At 56.0% G+C, this 21180-nt stretch carries 12 protein-coding genes, 1 pseudogene and 2 CRISPR repeat arrays; of the genes and pseudogenes, 12 read left to right on the forward strand and 1 reads right to left on the reverse strand.

Annotation, left to right across the window (positions count from 1 at the left end; genetic code table 11):
- Window positions 1-54: 54 nt before the first annotated feature.
- The 12 genes and pseudogenes from BM357_RS11840 to cas2 form a co-directional block, all read left to right on the forward strand.
- Window positions 55-570: pseudogene (locus BM357_RS11840) on the forward strand (DUF444 family protein); the annotation flags it as partial.
- Complete coding sequence (locus tag BM357_RS11845) at window positions 567-2117, forward strand: SpoVR family protein (protein WP_083430456.1); 1551 nt, start codon at window positions 567-569, stop codon at window positions 2115-2117. The pseudogene BM357_RS11840 and the gene BM357_RS11845, both read left to right, overlap by 4 nt.
- A 53-nt stretch (window positions 2118-2170) precedes the next feature.
- The gene (locus BM357_RS19380; RefSeq protein WP_139234693.1) at window positions 2171-2464 is read left to right on the forward strand and encodes a hypothetical protein; all 294 of its coding nucleotides are present in this window, start codon (window positions 2171-2173) and stop codon (window positions 2462-2464) included.
- 113 nt (window positions 2465-2577) lie between these two features.
- A complete protein-coding gene (locus BM357_RS11850; RefSeq protein ID WP_342741625.1) occupies window positions 2578-2811 on the forward strand; it encodes an AbrB/MazE/SpoVT family DNA-binding domain-containing protein in 234 nt (77 codons plus the stop codon).
- 285 nt (window positions 2812-3096) lie between these two features.
- Window positions 3097-7897: direct repeats of the CRISPR family, unit length 30 nt; unit sequence GTTTGTAGGGTACCTATGAGGATTGGAAAC.
- Between the two features lie 619 nt (window positions 7898-8516).
- Window positions 8517-9341 carry a CRISPR-associated endoribonuclease Cas6 gene (gene cas6, locus BM357_RS11855; protein ID WP_139234694.1) on the forward strand — a complete coding sequence of 275 codons (825 nt, stop codon included), beginning with the start codon at window positions 8517-8519 and terminating at the stop codon, window positions 9339-9341.
- Window positions 9310-11430, forward strand: coding sequence for a TM1802 family CRISPR-associated protein (locus BM357_RS11860; protein WP_074953474.1), 2121 nt, complete (start codon window positions 9310-9312; stop codon window positions 11428-11430). Before cas6 ends, BM357_RS11860 begins: the two co-directional genes overlap by 32 nt.
- Window positions 11431-11536: 106 nt before the next feature.
- Window positions 11537-12496 (forward strand): CRISPR-associated protein, encoded by a 960-nt coding sequence (locus BM357_RS11865; RefSeq protein WP_074953536.1) that lies wholly within the window; start codon window positions 11537-11539, stop codon window positions 12494-12496.
- A gap of 11 nt (window positions 12497-12507) precedes the next feature.
- Window positions 12508-13236 (forward strand): CRISPR-associated protein Cas5, encoded by a 729-nt coding sequence (gene cas5, locus BM357_RS11870; RefSeq protein WP_074953477.1) that lies wholly within the window; start codon window positions 12508-12510, stop codon window positions 13234-13236.
- Window positions 13233-15746: a CRISPR-associated endonuclease Cas3'' gene (locus BM357_RS11875; protein WP_281245592.1), complete on the forward strand. Its 2514-nt coding sequence runs from the start codon at window positions 13233-13235 to the stop codon at window positions 15744-15746. The genes cas5 and BM357_RS11875 overlap by 4 nt, the downstream gene beginning before the upstream one ends.
- 53 nt (window positions 15747-15799) lie before the next feature.
- Window positions 15800-16303 carry a CRISPR-associated protein Cas4 gene (gene cas4 / locus BM357_RS11880; protein WP_074953483.1) on the forward strand — a complete coding sequence of 168 codons (504 nt, stop codon included), beginning with the start codon at window positions 15800-15802 and terminating at the stop codon, window positions 16301-16303.
- Between the two features lie 57 nt (window positions 16304-16360).
- The gene (gene cas1b / locus BM357_RS11885; RefSeq protein ID WP_074953486.1) at window positions 16361-17356 is read left to right on the forward strand and encodes a type I-B CRISPR-associated endonuclease Cas1b; all 996 of its coding nucleotides are present in this window, start codon (window positions 16361-16363) and stop codon (window positions 17354-17356) included.
- A 68-nt stretch (window positions 17357-17424) separates the two neighbouring features.
- A complete protein-coding gene (gene cas2, locus BM357_RS11890; RefSeq protein WP_074953489.1) occupies window positions 17425-17688 on the forward strand; it encodes a CRISPR-associated endonuclease Cas2 in 264 nt (87 codons plus the stop codon).
- A 257-nt stretch (window positions 17689-17945) separates the two neighbouring features.
- Window positions 17946-20063: a CRISPR direct-repeat array (repeat unit 30 nt; unit sequence GTTTGTAGGGTACCTATGAGGATTGGAAAC).
- 211 nt (window positions 20064-20274) lie between these two features.
- On the opposite strand, the gene BM357_RS11895 is transcribed toward cas2, so the two are convergent.
- Window positions 20275-21180, reverse strand: a 906-nt coding sequence (locus tag BM357_RS11895) for an IS256 family transposase (protein ID WP_083430461.1), incomplete at its 5' end; no start/stop codon positions are given.

Genomic DNA, 21180 nt, shown 5'->3' on the forward strand with positions numbered 1-21180 from the left:
CGCGGGGGGCGTGCAGCTGCTGGGGCAGGGAAGCGAGGAACCGTATTCACACCGGATACCTCCATCTCCATGGGGCTGTTCGAGAAATACTGCGCGCGCACGTTCTTCTTCTGGATGGCCAGGTTCTTGCGCACCAGGTACGAGTCGGTCCAGATCCGCTACATCGCGCACCACACGGAGGCGCGCGAGGTGAGCGAAGAGCACTTTTTCACAAAAGGAGAGAGCGGTGGCACCATCTGTTCGTCGGCGTATGAGTTTGCGTTGCGGATGATCGATCGCGAATATCCGACGGATCGCTTCAACCTGTACCCGATCCACTTCTCCGACGGAGACAATCTGACGTCCGACAACGAGAAGTGCGTGAAGTTCGTGCGGGAACTGTGCGAGCGGTCGCAGATGTTCGGATACGCAGAGGTCAATCAATACAATCGTTCCTCGACCCTGATGACCGCCTACAGCAAACTGAATCACCCGCGTTTCCGCAGCTACGTCATCCGCGAGAAGGCGGCGGTCTACGGCGCGCTCAGGCACTTCTTCTCGAATCCGCAGAGCGGGGTGAAGCCGGCATGAACGCGGCCGAGATGAAGGAACTGGAACGCAGCATCGATCAGATGATGGACATCGCCCGGGGATTCGGGCTCGATTTTTATCCGATGCGGTTCGAGGTCTGCCCGGCGGACATTCTCTACACATTTGGGGCTTACGGGATGCCGACGCGCTTCCACCATTGGTCGTTTGGAAAGACTTACCATAAAATGAAAGTGGAGTATGACCTGGGCCTCAGCCGCATCTACGAGCTGGTCATCAACTCGAACCCGTGCTACGCGTTTTTGCTCGACGGCAACACCCTCCTGCAGAACAAGACGGTGTGCGCGCACGTGCTGGCGCACTGCGACTTTTTTAAGAACAACGTCTGGTTCTCGCGCACCTCGCGCGACATGGTGGAGCGGATGGCGGCCAATGCGGATCGGATTCGCGCGTACGAGCTGGAGTACGGGCGCCAGCGCGTCGAGGAGTTCCTCGACGCGGCAATGGCGCTGCAGGAGCACGTCGACGCATCGCCGCAGACGGAGCGGATGCGGCGCCAACAGACCCGCCGCGCGTCCGCAGGTGTACGCGGCGGCGAGCAGGAGAGATCACAGGCTTCGACGCCGTACGACGACCTGTGGTCGCTCGACGCGCGCGTGGACGGTTCGGGCGCCGGCTCAGGTGCGGGGACCGGCGGCGCGGGGGGTTCCGGCGGTGTGGCGGGATCGACCGGATCGGGTGGCGCAAGTGGCACGGGCGGCTCGGGCGGGGCCTTGGGCGCCCGTTCGGGCGGGATGTCGGTGCGGCGCATTCCGGAGCAGCCGGAGAAGGACCTGGTGCTGTTTTTACTCCAGCACAGCCATGTGTTGGAGGAGTGGGAGCGGGATATTTTGTCGCTGCTGCGGGAGGAGATGTTGTACTTCTGGCCGCAGCTGGAGACAAAGATCATGAATGAGGGCTGGGCGACCTACTGGCATCTGCGCATCATGCGGGAGATGGATCTGACGGATGCCGAGGCGGTGGAGTTCGCAAAGATGCACGCGGGGGTGGTGCTGCCCTCGCGGATGAGCATCAACCCGTATCACCTGGGCCTGGCCATTTGGGAGGACATCGAGCGGCGCTGGAACGAGCCGACCGATGAGGAGCGGGAGCGGTTCGGGCGAGAACCGGGCCAGGGCCGGGCGAAGATCTTCGAGGTGCGGGAACTGGAGAACGACATTTCGTTCCTGCGCAACTACCTGACGAAAGATCTGGTGGAGGAGCTCGACCTGTACCTGTATCAGAAGGTGGGCAACGAGTGGCGGGTGGTGGAGACGGACTGGGAGAAGGTGCGGGACCACATCTGCATGTCCCGGGTCAACGGGGGCATCCCGGTACTCCACGTGGAGGACGGGGACTACAACCGCAACGGTGAGCTGTTCATCCGCCACGCGTACGAAGGGGTGGAGTTGGACCTGAAGCACCTCGAGAAGACGCTGCCGTACATGTACCGGATGTGGGGGCGGCAGGTGCACCTGCAGACGGTAGTGGAGGGCCGCGACGTGGTGTTCACGTACGACGGGGCGAGGACGCAGCGGAGGTTTGTGTAGTGGGTGTGGGTGTGGTAGGGCGTTGGCAGAAGCGATGAACAGGTGAGCCGGCCGTGCACATGTGGTGCGCGGCTTTTGTTGTGGGTGAGAAGGGAGATGGGGCGGTTTCATCTGCACTGGGAAGCGGCATTGCGTCCCTCGATGCCGTGGCACAGAACGGCTCCAATGCCATCTTCAATTCGTTATCGAATGTATTTGAAAAACGGTGTGGCTGTGGTACAAACCTGACCGAATTGCACATTGGAAAGGTGAAGATGGACCGGGACCGATGGCTGAGTCGTCGGACCATCACAATGTTGCAACAGGGAGGCGATGCGCTCATTTCTGAGCATGAATGGGACACGTAGACACGATTGGCTAAAGGAGTTATGGCGGAAATGGCGAAACAAGTTGTAAGCCCAGATTCAAATGGTGAGATGGGAGGAACCGTTCGGTGAAAGCCACTGGTGTTGCACGACAGGTGGACCCGTTGGGGCGGATTGTATTGCCGATGGAGTTGCGTAAGACCCTTGGGATTCGTCCGAAGGACGGTATGGAGATTTTCACGGACGGGGACAGAATCATTTTACGTAAGTATGAGCGGGGCTGCATCTTTTGCGCCGAAGCGGAGGATGTCCAGGAGTTCCGCGGGAAGATGATTTGTCCGGCGTGTCGGGAGGAGCTTGCAGCCAAGGCTCACGTGGGCGTGAGATAAGAGGAGGGCCTGCCGGGGAGGCGGGCTTTTTGTTTTTTGTCTTGGATGGTATGAAGTGGCGATCCTCCACCTGCCTTAAGGACGGCAGGCTTGTCGTGGATGTCGTCGATCGACTTGAGTGCAAAAAGTCCGGGGGATCGACGACAATGGCAGGTGAAGGTAGTGGTCATGCGGCTGCGAACAAGTGCGTATTTGACCGACAAGTGGCCATAAGCGTGTTGACACCTTCCCGTTTTTGGGATATTCGATAAATGGATGTCGTCAGGTGGGGCGCGGCGAAAATGGGTTTGTAGGGTACCTATGAGGATTGGAAACGCGTTCCTCCTGCAGCTGCTCCGCCGTGGTTCGAAGTTTGTAGGGTACCTATGAGGATTGGAAACTCATGACAAACGGGCGTCACTTGGACGCCCGTTCCTCAGTTTGTAGGGTACCTATGAGGATTGGAAACCGCTTCGGCCGCTCCGGTGCCTTCTGCTGTCCCGCTGGGTTTGTAGGGTACCTATGAGGATTGGAAACCGGATGATGTTCGCGAATCGCAACAAACGGCCTGAGTTTGTAGGGTACCTATGAGGATTGGAAACCTGCTCTACGACTTGCACCATATCCACTACCCCCTTACAGTTTGTAGGGTACCTATGAGGATTGGAAACTAGTGCAGTCGTTCCCCGCGCGTGGGGCGCTCTGCCTTGTTTGTAGGGTACCTATGAGGATTGGAAACAGTGCCCCGCATGGGCGCAAGAATGGAGGCAACCAAGTTTGTAGGGTACCTATGAGGATTGGAAACACTGGTGTCTACCACGGCCCAGTTAATGTCAAATCGTTTGTAGGGTACCTATGAGGATTGGAAACAGGATATGGCCCAAGAATTTGATGGGTCATGTTTCGTTTGTAGGGTACCTATGAGGATTGGAAACCGTTGCCGACCGTGATTTCTAATAGACTCTTAGATTGTTTGTAGGGTACCTATGAGGATTGGAAACTAATAGCCGAACAGCATCAGCATCGGGTCGTGGATCATGATGTTTGTAGGGTACCTATGAGGATTGGAAACACGAGATCGCCCCGACACTGCCGCAGGACCTCATTGTGTTTGTAGGGTACCTATGAGGATTGGAAACACCTCTGATTCGAGCGTCATCGAGTAGGACTTGGGGAAGAGTTTGTAGGGTACCTATGAGGATTGGAAACTACCCGCGCTGTGCAGCGGTGCCGCGCTCACGGTCGTTTGTAGGGTACCTATGAGGATTGGAAACTCCCGTTTAACTGCCACGACTGCCTGCCGCTTGGCTCTGGTTTGTAGGGTACCTATGAGGATTGGAAACCCACGGTGTCTGTGGATAAACAAGCGCTGTAGGGGGTGGCAAGTTTGTAGGGTACCTATGAGGATTGGAAACTCCGAGATGAATGCGGCAATCTGCTCTCCCTGCTCCGTTTGTAGGGTACCTATGAGGATTGGAAACCAGGATCACGAGGTCGATCAGGTCGTCGGCGTCGTGAGTTTGTAGGGTACCTATGAGGATTGGAAACTGAAGTACGTGGCCAACTCAACGGCGCCGGACCAGGCTGTTTGTAGGGTACCTATGAGGATTGGAAACAGGTTCGCGATCTCGACCGCGTGCTGCGCCACTGTGTTTGTAGGGTACCTATGAGGATTGGAAACGCCAGAAAATGAGCGCCGTCGTATTCGGCGGCATATACTTGTTTGTAGGGTACCTATGAGGATTGGAAACAGTCCGTGACCTGGAACGCCTCGAACGTCCGATTCCGTTTGTAGGGTACCTATGAGGATTGGAAACTCGCGCTCCTCCATGGAGGTAAGTCGGGGTGCATCCTGTTTGTAGGGTACCTATGAGGATTGGAAACTTGATGTCTCGAAGCCCATCGACTGGACTCCTATGAGTTTGTAGGGTACCTATGAGGATTGGAAACTGGAACACCCTCACCGCCCCGTCCGACCCAACTGACTCGTTTGTAGGGTACCTATGAGGATTGGAACCCCCGTCAAAGTCCAGTATTGACGCGGATTTTTATGCGTTTGTAGGGTACCTATGAGGATTGGAAACGCTTTCTGATGCTGATTATACATGCCTTGCGTGATAAGTTTGTAGGGTACCTATGAGGATTGGAAACCGGAACGCCAGCGCGCCGCGGCGATCATCACCGGTCGGTTTGTAGGGTACCTATGAGGATTGGAAACAAAGGTATCCCCAAGTTGGGAATACCCTGATGGCCGTGTTTGTAGGGTACCTATGAGGATTGGAAACAGCGCGGTTGGTATGGGCACGAAGGGTCGGCCCTAGTTTGTAGGGTACCTATGAGGATTGGAAACATGCGTCCAGTCGATGATCTGCACGCTCCAGCCAGCGTTTGTAGGGTACCTATGAGGATTGGAAACTCAAGGTACATGCGCTTTGGATGCCCTGCGCGGCTCCGTTTGTAGGGTACCTATGAGGATTGGAAACCATAACATCATATAGGAGCAGTGTAGTCATTCGTCGTTTGTAGGGTACCTATGAGGATTGGAAACCGGAACGCCAGCGCGCCGCGGCGATCATCACCGGTCGGTTTGTAGGGTACCTATGAGGATTGGAAACTCCAATCCGCGAGTTCCTGGTCGAACACCGCCATCGTTTGTAGGGTACCTATGAGGATTGGAAACTCGTCCATCGCGACTCTGATCGGCCTGGGGATCGCCATCAGTTTGTAGGGTACCTATGAGGATTGGAAACCGCTTTGTCCACGCGATACCTACCCAACCAGCCACAACACGTTTGTAGGGTACCTATGAGGATTGGAAACGACAGCCTTCCCCTGGCCTCCGGCACGTCCGATTGGGTTTGTAGGGTACCTATGAGGATTGGAAACGCCAGTTCGATCTGCGTATGCTCGCACCGGGGATGCGTTTGTAGGGTACCTATGAGGATTGGAAACTCCCACCCCAGGAGCGCCGCTGCCTCGGCCACACCGTTTGTAGGGTACCTATGAGGATTGGAAACGCCTTCATGACAGCCGCGACGGTCGGATCCTGACTCGTTTGTAGGGTACCTATGAGGATTGGAAACAGGGTTCGGGCAGCCTGCCCCCGGTCTTCAGCACCGGGTTTGTAGGGTACCTATGAGGATTGGAAACTGTCCACCAGCGCCGTGATCTCCACCCGCAGCAGGGCGTTTGTAGGGTACCTATGAGGATTGGAAACTCAACGGTCATCGAAGCGTCAATCTGGGCGTCGAACATCAGGTTTGTAGGGTACCTATGAGGATTGGAAACTAGTCGGTAAGGCTCACATTGATGGTCGCGTTGGCCGAACGTTTGTAGGGTACCTATGAGGATTGGAAACCTACGAGGGCGAGTTCATCGGCTACGACCCCGATGAGTTTGTAGGGTACCTATGAGGATTGGAAACCAGTTAGGATGATCTCCAGACGGGTGCCCACCCCCAGTTTGTAGGGTACCTATGAGGATTGGAAACAGGCCGCGACGGGGGAACCGTACGAACGCTTCAGAAAGTTTGTAGGGTACCTATGAGGATTGGAAACATCTCCAGGATCGTCCTGCGTCCATTCATGAACTGGTCAGTTTGTAGGGTACCTATGAGGATTGGAAACGCGTCCTGTACGACGCGGCCGCTGCCATCCAGCGTCGCAAGTTTGTAGGGTACCTATGAGGATTGGAAACGAGCTTCTACCGGCGGGCGGCTGGGCGAGGCAAGATGTTTGTAGGGTACCTATGAGGATTGGAAACTAGAGAAGCGCGGATATCCGAGGAGGAGAGGAGAGCGTTTGTAGGGTACCTATGAGGATTGGAAACTAAGCGAAACCGAGCGAAAAGGAGAGGTTGAAGGATGAGTTTGTAGGGTACCTATGAGGATTGGAAACCAAAACATCGAAAAAGTGACCGAGAACGAGGAAGCGCTAGTTTGTAGGGTACCTATGAGGATTGGAAACCGTCTTCTGCCCCGCGATGTCAGCGACCGGGAGCGAACGTTTGTAGGGTACCTATGAGGATTGGAAACTAGAAGATAACGTGTTTCGCCTCATTCAGGGTTAGGCCGGTTTGTAGGGTACCTATGAGGATTGGAAACCGCAAGATCCAGCGTCTGCACTCTTCCTCATACTCGCCGTTTGTAGGGTACCTATGAGGATTGGAAACTTCGGCAACATGCCGGGCGTGGATGTCCAGGTCAAATCCGTTTGTAGGGTACCTATGAGGATTGGAAACTTCAAGGCCAACGGCCAGCTGAAAGACATGGCCGAGTTTGTAGGGTACCTATGAGGATTGGAAACACAGCGATTTGACCGGCGGCAAAAACTAGGACGCCAGTTTGTAGGGTACCTATGAGGATTGGAAACCCGGGCGATGCGGTACTGGATGGAGGACCGGACACTGTTTGTAGGGTACCTATGAGGATTGGAAACAACCATGAAAGGATGGTAGTTGGTTTCGTTGGCACAACAGTTTGTAGGGTACCTATGAGGATTGGAAACCAGACCTCGACCACAGCCTCACCCGTACTCGTCACACGGTTTGTAGGGTACCTATGAGGATTGGAAACCTGGTATAGCTCCAGGCTCCACGTCAGCCCGTACCGTTTGTAGGGTACCTATGAGGATTGGAAACCGCAAAAGCGGCACTCACGAAGGATGGTTTGCCATGTTTGTAGGGTACCTATGAGGATTGGAAACTCGTAAGTGCGGCTGGCGCAAGCCTTGCGGCTGGCCTGGGGTTTGTAGGGTACCTATGAGGATTGGAAACGAGTACCCTTTTCGTTCGTACTCGCGGGCGACCAGGTTTGTAGGGTACCTATGAGGATTGGAAACGACGGATAGGATACATATACCATACGGAGGACGGCGTTTGTAGGGTACCTATGAGGATTGGAAACAACCACGACTCATGAGTGTCCGTCGCCAGCTTCGACGTTTGTAGGGTACCTATGAGGATTGGAAACCCCCGAAAATCGGCACCGCCAGCGGCATCGTAGCCGGTTTGTAGGGTACCAATGAGGATTGGAAACGGACCGTCGAGCATGATGATCGGCACTGTGCGACGCCGCACCTTTGTGGGGTACCTATGACGATTGGCCCCCCATCTCTCGTCGTGTCGCACCCACACTTCCCGCGGTTGTAGGTTCCACGAGGATTGGAAACTGAAGATTGAACATATCGAGACGTTGCAAAACTATGAACTTGGCAATATCCTGTTTGTAGGGTACCTATGAGGATTGAAAACACCTGGACGGGGTGCGCCGCAACCTGGGCCCATACGTTTGTAGAGTACCTATAAGGATTGGAAACATCCGGATTCTCCCATTTTGTCTTTCGCTCCCACTTCCTGGGGCGTTTGTAGGGGGTGCTGAGGAGTGGAGACGCGAATGTGGAGGGCCGAATCTCGGTGTAGCTGGTATGGGTTTGTGGAGGGCGTGTTGAGATACGTCATGGCGGCCTCGGTGTTCTTTGACATGCTTTGGAGGGAGAGGCAGTCTAGTTCTGGTGCATATGCAGAACGTTGCACTTACGCTGCGGTGGCCCGCTGCAAAAATTTTATTCAAAGTGCGAATGTGCACAGGATAGACAAGCCCCTACAATTTTAGTATGATGACTACATAAATGGTGTTCCAATCCACGTGTTCTTTAGGGCATGGCTTCGCCGATGTGGTTTGGTTCCTTGATGAAATACGTGGTGAGATGGACGGTGGGTGAACGGATGTGCGATTGACGCTGACTTTACGAGCCCTTGGTGGCCGCGAGGAGATCACCGTCCCACTCACGTACAATGAGTTTGTACAGGCAGCCATCTACAACATGCTTCCGCCTGATTTCTCGTCTTTCCTTCACAATACAGGATACATATTCGCGAAGCGAGTTTTCCGTTTCTTCACCTTTTCGAGGCTACTCGGACGGTACGAACTCCTGCGAGATAGAGGATGTATTCGGTTTCGCGGGCCTGTGAGACTCGTGGTGGTTTCTCCTTTGCAGGAGATGGTGGATGCCATTCACGGGAGACTTCTTCGTGAAGGAACATTGCGTCTTGGGGCAGAGGTGCTGGAACTCACCGAAGTGGCTTCCGCGGTGCAAACCGTAGAGGACTCCCGCCTATGGGTACATACCTTGTCTCCGATCACGGTATATTCCACGATGTTGCGTCCAGATGGGCGAAAATACACCGTATATTTCGATCCGCACGAATCGGCTTTCTCGGAGGCGATACGGGAGAACTTGCGGAGAAAGCTGATGGTGGCTCGCGATGCACTGGGCGCCACGGTGGATGTTCCTTTGGATCCGCTGGATTTCGAGATCCTTCCTGTCGGTCGCATGCAGAAATCCGTTGTGACCTACAAAGGTGTCAGCGTACAGGCATTCTCTGGCCGCTTTCAACTCCAGGGGCCACCGGCGATTCTGTCGTGGGCTCTTGAATTTGGATTAGGGAGCAAGAATAGCCAGGGGTTTGGGTGCGTCGAACCACTGCCGCGTGATGTTCGTAGGGAGGGAGGGCGGATACGTGCTCATCGAACAGCTTATCCGCTTGGGTAGGCCGTTTGTGGAAGGGGGCCTGGCACCGGCCCAGATTCTCGATCAGGTATCGGATGTGGGGGAACCAGAGGCAAAGGGGTTCCTGCAGCGGGTCGTCATTGTGGAAGTCGATTTGCCCACCAGCCGGACTGCCGTGGGCCGGAGCGAATGGGTGTTTCGCCGTTTACAGACGCAAGGCAAAAAGACGGTCGAAGTGGTGGAGCCCGACATCGAGCGAGCCAGGACGGCACCATTCGTCATTCCTGCCGGCGGGAATCCTGTGGTGCCGCAGGGACGGTACGGGATTCCTGCATATCTCTTCTATGACAAAAATGCGCAGGCGTTTCGAGAGTCTGTTCAACATGTGGTTCGGTTCTTACAAGGGCGCATGGAACGGACTACATTTTTGAAACGGGATTGGGCTCCTCAGATAGATCTGACGAATGTGGCGGAGCAGATTTACGCCTTCTTTCGCAAGGGCTTCGAAGACGACGGCAAGTGCAATGGGCTTCTGATTCTCGCTTTGGTGGGGCCTGATGCACTGTATCGATACGAGCCTCTCGGGTATGTGCCGCGTCCTGGTGATGAAGGGATTGTCCGGACGAGCGAACTGTACCCGGATCGCGTCATTGTTGCGGATCTTGCCCGCATTGCAGAGCTGTTTTGGGAGTCGAAGATCGCAGAAGGTGAAGAGAAGGGCAGACGCACGGGCACTGGTGCGATGTGTTCCATCTGCAACAAACGCGGCGATGTCATATCCGCATATTCGAAGGCGTGGAACTGGTTCACGACGACGTGGGTGGCGCCTCTGCCGGCGGGGTTGGACGATTCGAACTTGGTGGACGGTGTCGCGCTTTGCACCGACTGTTACCGTGCCCTCACGTATGGAAGTCGACTGTTTGACCGGCTTACCCAGCGCCTCCCGGCGGCGTTGGCCCGGGAAGTGTTTGCTCCAGCGACGAGTGGCTATGCCGTGCATCAAGGCAGGTCCGGTGGCGGGGAGGAGCTTCCAACCGTGTACGGTGGCGTGCTGGCGCTCCCGCTCTTGGATGACGTTTTGGCGGATGAGATGACCCGCCGTGCGTTCGTCCGGAGGTTGTCACGCATGGCATCCGGTTCGACGTATGCCGGCGAGCGGGGGCGTGATTTGCACCTGAAAACCATCACGGGGTTGGAGATGTGGTTACCGGATTTGGACGAGAGCCGGCAGTACGGACTCACGGTTCTGTACTATTCGGGAGATCCGGGACGTGCAGACATACACCTGCGCGGTGTGGTGGATGACGTGATGCCGACCGTGGCAGCGGTTGTCGACGACGTGGTACACGACGTATATGACGCGAGTGTGGCACTCCGTGTGCGCGTCCTCGGGGAAGAGCGTGCGGATCGCATGAAGGAGCTGTTTCGTTCCCTCCCGGCTCTGCTGGCGCGCGCGTATGGACCCTCGCACATCTGGGCGACGCTTGCGGCTGCGTTGCACGGTGAGCCGCTGAGCCGCAAAGCATTCGTACGCCTTGTCGCGTACCGGTTGCGCGATTTGACCGCTCGATACACGCAGCATCTGGGGCATCTGCGCGATGAGGTACTGTTTTTCCTGTACTTCGACCAGTTTCTCGCGCGGTACAGGGAGCGCGTGTCAAGAAAGGGGGAGGTGCGCGTCATGAGGGATTGGCAGACGCTCATCGAGATGTTGGACGCGGCGAAACAACAGCCGCCGGCATTGGAAGGTCACGAAGAACTGGGTTTTGCAGCTGGGTATTTCATGCGCGAATTTGGCAGGCGTTACTATGCGCGAACAGAGAAGGATTTCCTTGAAACGCGCGTCATCACGTTCGGGAATCAGGTGACGCCGGAGGTCATTTTGAAATATGGCCTGTTGCAGGTCAAACCCCAAGCGGCACGCCATCGCATTGGCGTATGGGATTTGGAGCTTCTCCTGGGGAGTGTCATGGCAGGATTTCTGCAGTACAAAGAAGCGCTCGCCAAGCAACCGGACGAATTTCTTGCTGCGTTTTGGGCGGGATATTGTTTGCATCGCCCGGAGAAGGTCCAGGAAGGTGAGAAAGCGTCGAGCGGTGCCGAGGAACGGGATGTCTCACAGACCGGTTGACCGTTACCGCATGACACCGATGGACGGGGATGGCACGCGGATCCAGACCGGTATTTCAACTGAATTCAACTGAATCATACATACCATGGGGAGGAGTATGCACGAGATGGCTGTGCGCAGCGGAGAGTTGCTGTTTGTAAAGAGTGTGAAAGACGGGATCCCGAATCGCGATCCGCTGAATGACAGCGACGCACGTCGCCTGTTTGACGAGGAGGACGGGCGCATCTCCTTGTCCGATGTGAGCATCAAGCGCGACGTGCGCGACTATGTCTTGGCTCGGTATCCGGATGGCGGGCCCGAGAAGAATTGTTTTATCTTCGTCCGCGAAGAAAAGACGGAGGACGGCAAACTGCTGGGACGAGGAAGTCTGGCTGCCGGAATTCAGAGTGCCTCCGGCCGCAGTGGATCCATGGAGACCGTGTTGAAGCAGAGTGCCTTTGATGTTCGCGTGTTTGGGGCCGTCTACAGCGTCGCCAAGCAGTCGTTCCAGGTGACGGGACCGGTTCAGTTTGGATGGGCCCACTCACTCCATCCGGTGGAAACCCGGTACGTGCAAGGCACGGTGGTGATGCCCAGCGCCGACGTCACGAAGAAAAACGACAGTGATGCGTCAGAAGGAAAGCAGCAAGGCACCATCTGGACAACCTATACCTTGCCATTTGCGGTTTTTCTGATGCCAGGCGTGATCAATGCGCAATTGGCCGTCCAGACGGGGATGTCGGAAGCGGACGTGGATCTGCTGCTCGAGGCGTTGTGGAAGGGCACCCAGTATCGGCAGGCACGAGGGCGTGGCCTGCAACAGCCCCTTTTCCTCCTGCATGTGGAATACTCGGATCCCTTCTTCCGCATTGGTTATCTCGACGAGTACGTGCGTCTTCTCCCCGAAAGAGATGTGTGGCGCTCGCCTCATCCTCCCACCTCGGTATCGGAAGTCACTCTCGATGTCACGCGGCTTGCAGAGGTTTTGCAGATGCACCGGGATCGCATTGCACGCGTTCGTGTGTGGGTGCATTCGTCCCTGGCTGTTCGTGGCGAGTTGATTGGAGAAAAGCCGCCGTTGTGGTGAGGAGTTGGGCGATGAATCTGCTCGTCTTCGACTTGCACGGAAGCCTGGCACACTTTCGCAGACCGGATACGACTGCGACCCACGCGTCTTATCCGTTCATCACGCGAACGGCCTTGCGGGGGTTGCTCGCCGCTGTTTTGGGTCTGGATGCGTTCGAAGGAGAGGCGTGGACAGGGATTCAATTGCTGTCTCCGATCCGCACGTCGGTACAAGAGATGTCGATGCTGGGCAAGGGTTTCTTGACCACTGGCCCTGCGATGAATCGTCCCACTGCGATTGAGCTGGTGGTCAACCCCGCCTACCGCATCTATTATCATGGCGTGTGGCAGGATGAGCTGGCGAGTCGCATTCGCGAAGGGCGCAGCCACTACCACACGTATCTGGGGAGCGCGTATTGCCTCACGAAGCCGGTGTATGTGGGCGAGTGGAATGCGCCGGAAGTCGAGCTCGATGGCGACCGCGTCTATGTGACACGCACCGTGTTGCCTACACATGTTGTCGCCAGGATTGTCACGCGCCCATCGGGTGATGGCCTTGAATCGAATGAACGAGGCATTCAGCAGTATGGACGGGTCGGAGGCGTGCACTATGAGTATCTGGGAGAGCGGAAGTTCCGTGGCGCCGTGCACTTGGTGTACGAAAAGCAGGGCAAGCCGATTGCTTTCGTGCCCGAGCGAGAGCCGCTGTCACCACCGGTGCGCTTTGCCATGACGGAAGACGAGGTGATCTGCCTGTGGTGATACCGCTCCATGAGTGCATTGCACGGCCGCCGGAGGGAGAAAGAACATTTCCTCTGCTCTCCCATCTGGAGACGGTCGCGAGTGGAATGGGAAAAGCCGACGGCACGCCTTTTCAGCGGCTCTCGTTTCTGGCGGGATGGATGCACGATGTGGGCAAGGCGCATGCCAAGTGGCAGTGGTATATCCGGGATCCGAGTCAACGGAAAGGACCTCCCCATGCGGTCTATGGGGCGGTCCTGTTCGTATACGTGGCATCACACCTGATGAGGATCTGGCAGTCCGCCGAAGGGGATGAGCAAACGTGGGTCGCCCGGATCCAATGGTTGTGCCGGGACATCATGGACCATCACGGGCGACTTGGGGATCTGACTCCTGATGAACCTCCCTGGTCCGGACGCACACTGGAATGGCATGCCATAGACCTGAAATCCGTGGGCGACCACCTGTGCCGCAAATTTCCGGAGGTGGCGTCTTTGCCTTTCGACGCTGAGGCCGTCGAGCGGTGGGCGGCGGGTTTTCGGCGAAGGTGGTATGCGTGGTACGACGACTGGGCGGGCGCGTATGAAGCCGAGCGGTATCAACGTCCGCTGCGTGCATGGGCCGCCCATTGTCTGCGGGTGGACACGGCCACGCTGATTCGTGCGGATCGCTTTGATGCGGCGGGCATTCAGCCGCGTGCGATGACGAGGGAGGAGGTGGATCAGGCGCTTGCGCGATTGGCGCGCCACGTGGCGCAAACCGTGAGCGCACAACCACAGACGGACGTTCATCGGCTGCGTGATCGCATCGCGCGCGAGGCCCTGCAGCGTTACCAGGAGACACCGGATGCCCCGGCGTATGTGCTGCGCGTCCCGACCGGTTACGGCAAGACGTTGACCGGGCTGCGGATCGCTTTGGAGATCGCGCGTCACCGGGGAGCGGAGCGCATCGTCTATGTGGCACCGTATCTTTCCTTGCTTTCCCAGTCGGCTCAGGTGATTTCGGAGGCGACGGGGCTTGAAGTGATGGTTCACCACGGATTGTCCTTGGCGGACGTGTTTTCTGGAAACACCGGAACAGGCGGAGCCTCTGCGTCCAGTTCATCGCAGGACACCGGCGGGGAGGAAGGGGCCGCGCGTACCTCGAATCGCAACGCGACGGAGGAGGGATCTCCATCCAGAGGCGAGGACGAGCATGCTCTCCTTCTGTTGGAATCTTGGCAGGCCCCCATCGTCGTGACCACGTTCAATCAGTTCTTTCGAGCGCTGTTTCCAGCACGGGCACAGGATACACTTCGGCTGCACGCGTTGCACGGCGCCGTGGTCTTCATCGACGAACCGCAAATTGTGGATCACACGGTGTGGAGTCCCTTTCTCGCGCAGTTGCAGACCGCGATGGATAAAATGGGGGTCGTTTGCGTATTTTCCACCGCCACGTTGCCGCCTCTGGTGCCAGGATTGGACGCGGAGCCCGTGCATCTGGAACCCCCCGGCCTCGTGTATCCTCCTCGATACCAGGTGGTATACGAGGACAAAGTTTGGAATGAGTCGGATCTCATTCATGTCCTGTGTACCAGGGAACGGGATACGCGCAGCCTTGCCGTCATGATGAACACCATCGGGGACGCCGTGCGGGTGTGGGAATCCGTCGATGCAGCTTTGGAAGAGTATTCGGACAGGCCCTGCCTCTATACCCTGCATGGCCTGATGACTCCTCTTCACAAGCGCATGCGGCTGGCCGAAATCCGGCAGACCCTCGACGGGGGAGAACGCGTTTGGGTGGTCACCACACAGGCGTTGGAAGCGGGGGTCGATGTGAGCTTTCATGCCGTCTATCGCGCGCTTCCGATCTTCTCGTCGGTGGTTCAGGCGGCGGGACGTGTCAATCGTCACGGCGAAGGCCCGCACCTTGGCCGAATCTGTGTCTTTCGATTCGCACGCGAAGGAGGGCAGGATACGCGACCCTATGTCTATCGCGACGCCATTTCGCGGGAAGAGACGGATCACAGCATGGCGCGGGTGGCGGGCAGCGATGAGATCGAAATGTATCGCGAGATCGAAGCCTATTTTGAGCGGATATTGCGCAAGCGGGACGGGCAGGCGGCTTTGGAGGCATTGCGCAGGGCGGCTCAGGGTGCGTGGAGCCAGGTGGCGGGATGGGCACCCTTTGCAGACGATGGATGGAGAATTCCGGTCTTTGTCCCGTGGGGAGACGCCGTGTGGAAGTCTGGAGCCGATCCCCGGGTTCAACGCCTGATGCAAGCCTTTTCTCTTGAACGTGCGGAACAGATTTATGAGCGATACCTGGATCTCGCATGGGTGCGGGGGTTATCGATGGTCGAGCGGAAGCGGTTCATGGGGCTGATGCAACAGTTTATCGTCGAAGTGCCTCCGCGGCTTGCGGTTGCCATCACCGCGAACTTTGCGGACGAAGTCGTCATCAAACGCGTGGCCGATATCGGGGCATACGAGGAAGAGGCCGGATTTGGGCGGGTGGCGGTTCACGGGTTGACGGATTTACTGTTCGCATGAGTATCGCACGTGTCGGTGGATCTTTCTCCGTACACGCGTCTGGAGGGAAGTGGATGCAGGAGGATGTGCGAATCGGCGGTACGCTTGTGTGGTATTACACGATCTGCGCACGCGAAGCGTGGCTCATGGCACATCAAATCACGCCCGATGAAGACGACGAGCAAATCGTGATTGGGCGTGTTCTGCACGAGATGCGGCAAGCCCGGGGTTCCAAAGAGGTGGAGATTGGGGCGTCGAAAGTGGATCTCTTGCGTACGGAACGCGGTGTGTTGGTAGTGACAGAGGTCAAAAAGAGCGCCCGGGCGGCCCCCAGTGCCCGAATGCAGATGTTGTACTATCTCAAAGAGCTGAAGGAGCGCGGAATCGAGGCGGTGGGTGAATTGGTCTTTACGGAGGACCGGTCCAAGGAGACGGTGGTACTCACGCCGGAAGATGAAACCCGCATCGACACCTTGGTGCGGGAGCTGCGGGACGTGTTGAACGAACCGGTGCCACCTGCTCCGAAGAGGATTCGGTTTTGTCGCAATTGCGCCTATATGGAGTATTGCTGGGCATAGCGTGAGAACATCCTTGAGGATCTGAGACGGAGTATACATGGGTTGAGGGGATGGCCGGTGTCGAGAAGCGTGTACTTATTCTCGGACGGATGCCTGCGCCGGAAGGACAATACGCTCGTATTCGAGGGCGCAGAAGGGAATCGCTATTTGCCGGTCCAAAACATCCACGAGATCTATCTGTTCGGCAATGTGGAGCTTACCAAGAGTCTCCTGGAATTCTGCGCGCAAAAGGAGATTCTTTTGCACATCTTCAATTCAGAGTACGACTACTACATGGGCACGTTCTACCCCCGTGAGCATCTGAACGCGGGGTATGTCACTGTAAAGCAGGCAGAGCACTATCTGGATCCACATCGGCGGATGCAGCTGGCGCGCAGGTTTGTTGAAGGGGCTGCCAAGAACATGTTGGCCGTCCTTCGCTATTATCACAATCGAGGCAAGGACGTCGCCGACCGCATGGCGCTGATGGAGAACCTCTTGGAACGTGTGGAAGATGTGCTGGAGATCCCGGAGCTCATGGCATTGGAAGGAAACATTCGGGAGCACTACTATCACGCGTTTGACGCCATATTGGAAAATCAGGATTTTGTCTTTGAACGCCGTACCCGCCGGCCTCCTCGGAATGAACTGAACACCCTGATCAGTTTTGGGAACGCCATTTTATACTCGACGGTTCTCCGCGAAGCATACAAAACGCACCTGGATCCGCGGATTGGATATTTACATACTACAAATTTCCACCGCTTCAGCCTGAATTTGGACGTTGCCGAAATTTTTAAGCCATTATTGGTGGATCGCGTCATCTTCACGGTGATTGGCAAGCGCATGATCACGAAGCGGGATTTCGAGGCAAAATTGCAGGGCCTGGCACTGAAAGAGAGCGGCAGGAAAACTTGGATTACGGAGTGGACCAAGCGTCTTGACACGACCATTCGCCACCGCAGCGTTGGGCGAGAAGTGTCATACCGGACGCTGATCCGCATGGAACTGTACAAAGTGGAAAAGCACGTCGTGGAAGGCATCCCGTACAGACCCTTCGTCACGCAGTGGTAGCCGTTGATGTGTAGGCGTGATCGAACACAAGATGCGATGGCCCTGCGCTCTGGTGGTGAGGCGAGCAGATGTTTGTGATATTGGTGTATGACATCGGGGAACGGCGCGTGGCGAGGGTGATGAAGAAATGCCGCGAGTATCTCACCTGGGTTCAGAACTCCGTGTTCGAAGGCGAAATTACCCGCGCCAATCTCTATCGGTTGCGCCGTGAACTGGATCAGATGATTCATCACGACGAAGACTCCGTGATCATCTACATTTTGCGGACCACCCTGTACTCGAAACGAGTGATTCTTGGCCGCGAGAAGGGCGGATTTGACGAGATTTTGTGAAGGGCTTTGTGTTACAGGAATGGATTTGGTGTGCCATGCGGGGCGAAACGCGTGGAACACGGTTCGGCATTGTCGTCGATCCGCTTGAGTGCAAAAAGTCCGGGGGATCGACGACAATTTTCATACGGACACGACAGGGTTTGGAACGCAAGATCAGGCTTGTTTGAGCTTTTTTGCGCCGTTTAACGATTGACAGGTGTGCATTTTGGGTATATCGAAAAATCAGGGGTATTGTTGAATTTGCGCCTCAAAAATGGGTTTGTAGGGTACCTATGAGGATTGGAAACTCGCTCCTGGTCAAGCTGCCGCGCGACAGAAGCAAGTGTTTGTAGGGTACCTATGAGGATTGGAAACCGCGCAGAGCAAGGACAAGCTGGTGCTCGACGATGGTTTGTAGGGTACCTATGAGGATTGGAAACTGGGTTCCCGCGTCCGTGCGATGGACGCAACCGTCACCGTTTGTAGGGTACCTATGAGGATTGGAAACTAAGGAGTCCGAAACATTCGTCGTCGAGGACATTCGTTTGTAGGGTACCTATGAGGATTGGAAACCACATATTCACCACTCTGCATACTTTCCCAAACCATCCCAGTTTGTAGGGTACCTATGAGGATTGGAAACTACGATGAGATCCGCGAAGTAGCAACCGACCCAGAGTTTGTAGGGTACCTATGAGGATTGGAAACAGTGCCCAAGATGGGCGCAAGAATGGAGGCAACCAACACGTTTGTAGGGTACCTATGAGGATTGGAAACCAACGTCTGTCCACCCCCTTGCGTCATCATGGCCTGAGTTTGTAGGGTACCTATGAGGATTGGAAACTCCCGGCGGGGAGGTAAGACGGATGCCAACAGCGGTGCTGGGTTTGTAGGGTACCTATGAGGATTGGAAACTCGTACACTTAGTGTATGATAAAGTCAACAAGGACGTTTGTAGGGTACCTATGAGGATTGGAAACTACGAGGTGGACGGTCAGCGGTACATGGCCATCCCGGTTTGTAGGGTACCTATGAGGATTGGAAACTCCACCTGACGATGTCGCCTGGCATGATCACTGTCCCAGTTTGTAGGGTACCTATGAGGATTGGAAACAATCCCACCAATCCCCAAGTGGTGGAGGTAGATGGACGTTTGTAGGGTACCTATGAGGATTGGAAACCGCAGTCCCAGGTCCAGTTGCATCCGCATCGCCCCCGTTTGTAGGGTACCTATGAGGATTGGAAACAGGCTCTCCTGCGCAGCAAGGACATCCTGTGCCTGCGGGTTTGTAGGGTACCTATGAGGATTGGAAACACCTGCTGGACGCGCAGAATCGATTCAAACAATCGCGTTTGTAGGGTACCTATGAGGATTGGAAACTGGAGCAGAACATGCTGCACGTCGACGGCGATGTGTAGTTTGTAGGGTACCTATGAGGATTGGAAACCCGTCACGAACCCGCCGCCGAGCGGAGATCAACCAAGTTTGTAGGGTACCTATGAGGATTGGAAACAGTTCGTTCGTCGGGTCTGTGGCGGGGGAGTATGGTCTTGTTTGTAGGGTACCTATGAGGATTGGAAACTTCGGTTCGCGTCCTTGGAGACTGGCGAAATGGAATACGTTTGTAGGGTACCTATGAGGATTGGAAACCCCCCCTTCCACAGCGACCGAATATTCGGTCTCCCGTTTGTAGGGTACCTATGAGGATTGGAAACACAAATGAGATCTTAACGTTGGCGGTCCTTGACATCCGTTTGTAGGGTACCTATGAGGATTGGAAACTGGGGGCACCACATTCCAGGCATTCTCTGGGAGAGGCGAGTTTGTAGGGTACCTATGAGGATTGGAAACGAAGTCCGGTCCGGGCAAATGGATCGCGAAGGAGCCCGTTTGTAGGGTACCTATGAGGATTGGAAACATGGCAGCGGTCATCTCCGGCATGTTCACCGTCTTCATGTTTGTAGGGTACCTATGAGGATTGGAAACCCTTTGAGCCAGAGGATGAGTTTTCGCGGTTTATGCGTTTGTAGGGTACCTATGAGGATTGGAAACATGCCAGAAACTCCCAATCCAATTCCGATGACATTCAGTTTGTAGGGTACCTATGAGGATTGGAAACGGGAACTGGATCGATGGAGAGGGGCCAAGGTGGGTGTTTGTTTGTAGGGTACCTATGAGGATTGGAAACGCGAAGCCAAGGAGGCCATGAGAGGAGGTCGGCCGGCATGGTTTGTAGGGTACCTATGAGGATTGGAAACTTTCTGGCAAGCGACACCACGGTACGGCAAAATCTCGGTTTGTAGGGTACCTATGAGGATTGGAAACATACCGCTTGCCGTTCTGGAGCGTGTTGGCGGCCAGGGTGGTTTGTAGGGTACCTATGAGGGGTAGTGTCCCGTCAAGTGGTGTAATTTCACCGTTTGTGTCTAATGTGTGACATCCATGGCTTTGTTCCGTCGCGGGAGTATATCGACCTTCGTCGCTCCGTCAAGGGGTGCTGCGCTCGTCCGGTCGGACGCCCTTGACGTCGCTCCTGCCGGTCGAATTTAGGCGCCTAGGGGACAAAGTCAATGTTTGCGTGTAACATACACGCCACCTCCTCTCAGCTATTTCTGTAGTACGGCGTTCGGTGCCAGCAACGTTCGGTCTGGCTTTAGTTTCGCCATGGACTCCAGACTGAAGTAGCGTCGAGACACCATCCACTCCTCATGTTGCTCCTGCAGAATGGCCCCCATTAGGCGCAACACGGACTCCCGATTAGGGAATATTCCGACCACGTCCATCCGCCGCCTCATCTCTCGGTTCAGGCGTTCCAGCGGGTTGGTTGAGCAGATCTGTCGCCAGTGCTCGCCTGGCAGCGCCATGAACGCCAACACGTCGTCCTCGGCGGCCTGCAGGATCTGCATGGCCTTCGGGAACTTGTCCTCAAGTTGCTTCACCACGTTCCGTAGTTGCGCCCTGGCCGCCTCCTGCGTGGGTTGTGCAAAGATGGTCCGGATTATCGCTGCCACCATCGACTGCTGCTTCTTCGGCACCTGGCTGAGTATGTTCCGGATGGTATGCACCTTGCACCGCTGCCACACGGCCCCCGTCAACACTTCGGATATCGCTTGCCGAAGTCCCAGATGAGCGTCGCTGACCACGAGCCTGACGCCCCGCAGCCCACGCTCCTTCAGGCCTCTGAGAAACTCGGTCCAGAACGCCCCGTCCTCACTGGTTCCTAGGTCGAACCCCAATACCTCACGCTCTCCGGTGTCTGTCACGCCTATGGCCACCACAAACGCCATACTCTGTACATGCCCACCTTCCCGCACCTTCGGAAACGTAGCGTCCAGCCAGATGTACGGGTACTCTCTTTCCAACGGCCTTTCCTTGAACTGAAGGACGGCCTCATCCAACTGCTTGCACAGCCGAGAGACCTCGCTTTTGCTGATACCATCTAACCCCAGTGCTCGTACCAAGTCGTCCACCTTTCGGGTGCTGACCCCGTTGACATACGCCTCCTGTACGAC

The organism is Paenalicyclobacillus macrosporangiidus (genome assembly GCF_900116805.1).
GTDB lineage: Bacteria > Bacillota > Bacilli > Alicyclobacillales > Alicyclobacillaceae > Alicyclobacillus_H > Alicyclobacillus_H macrosporangiidus.

Bases quoted from the DNA above. Each gene is read 5' to 3' on its own strand.
- cas4 (WP_074953483.1), top strand. From the start codon at position 15,800: ATGCAGGAGGATGTGCGAATCGGCGGTACGCTTGTGTGGTATTACACG.
- BM357_RS11845 (WP_083430456.1), top strand. From the start codon at position 567: ATGAACGCGGCCGAGATGAAGGAACTGGAACGCAGCATCGATCAGATG.
- cas2 (WP_074953489.1), top strand. From the start codon at position 17,425: ATGTTTGTGATATTGGTGTATGACATCGGGGAACGGCGCGTGGCGAGG.
- cas5 (WP_074953477.1), top strand. From the start codon at position 12,508: ATGAATCTGCTCGTCTTCGACTTGCACGGAAGCCTGGCACACTTTCGC.
- BM357_RS11865 (WP_074953536.1), top strand. From the start codon at position 11,537: ATGGCTGTGCGCAGCGGAGAGTTGCTGTTTGTAAAGAGTGTGAAAGAC.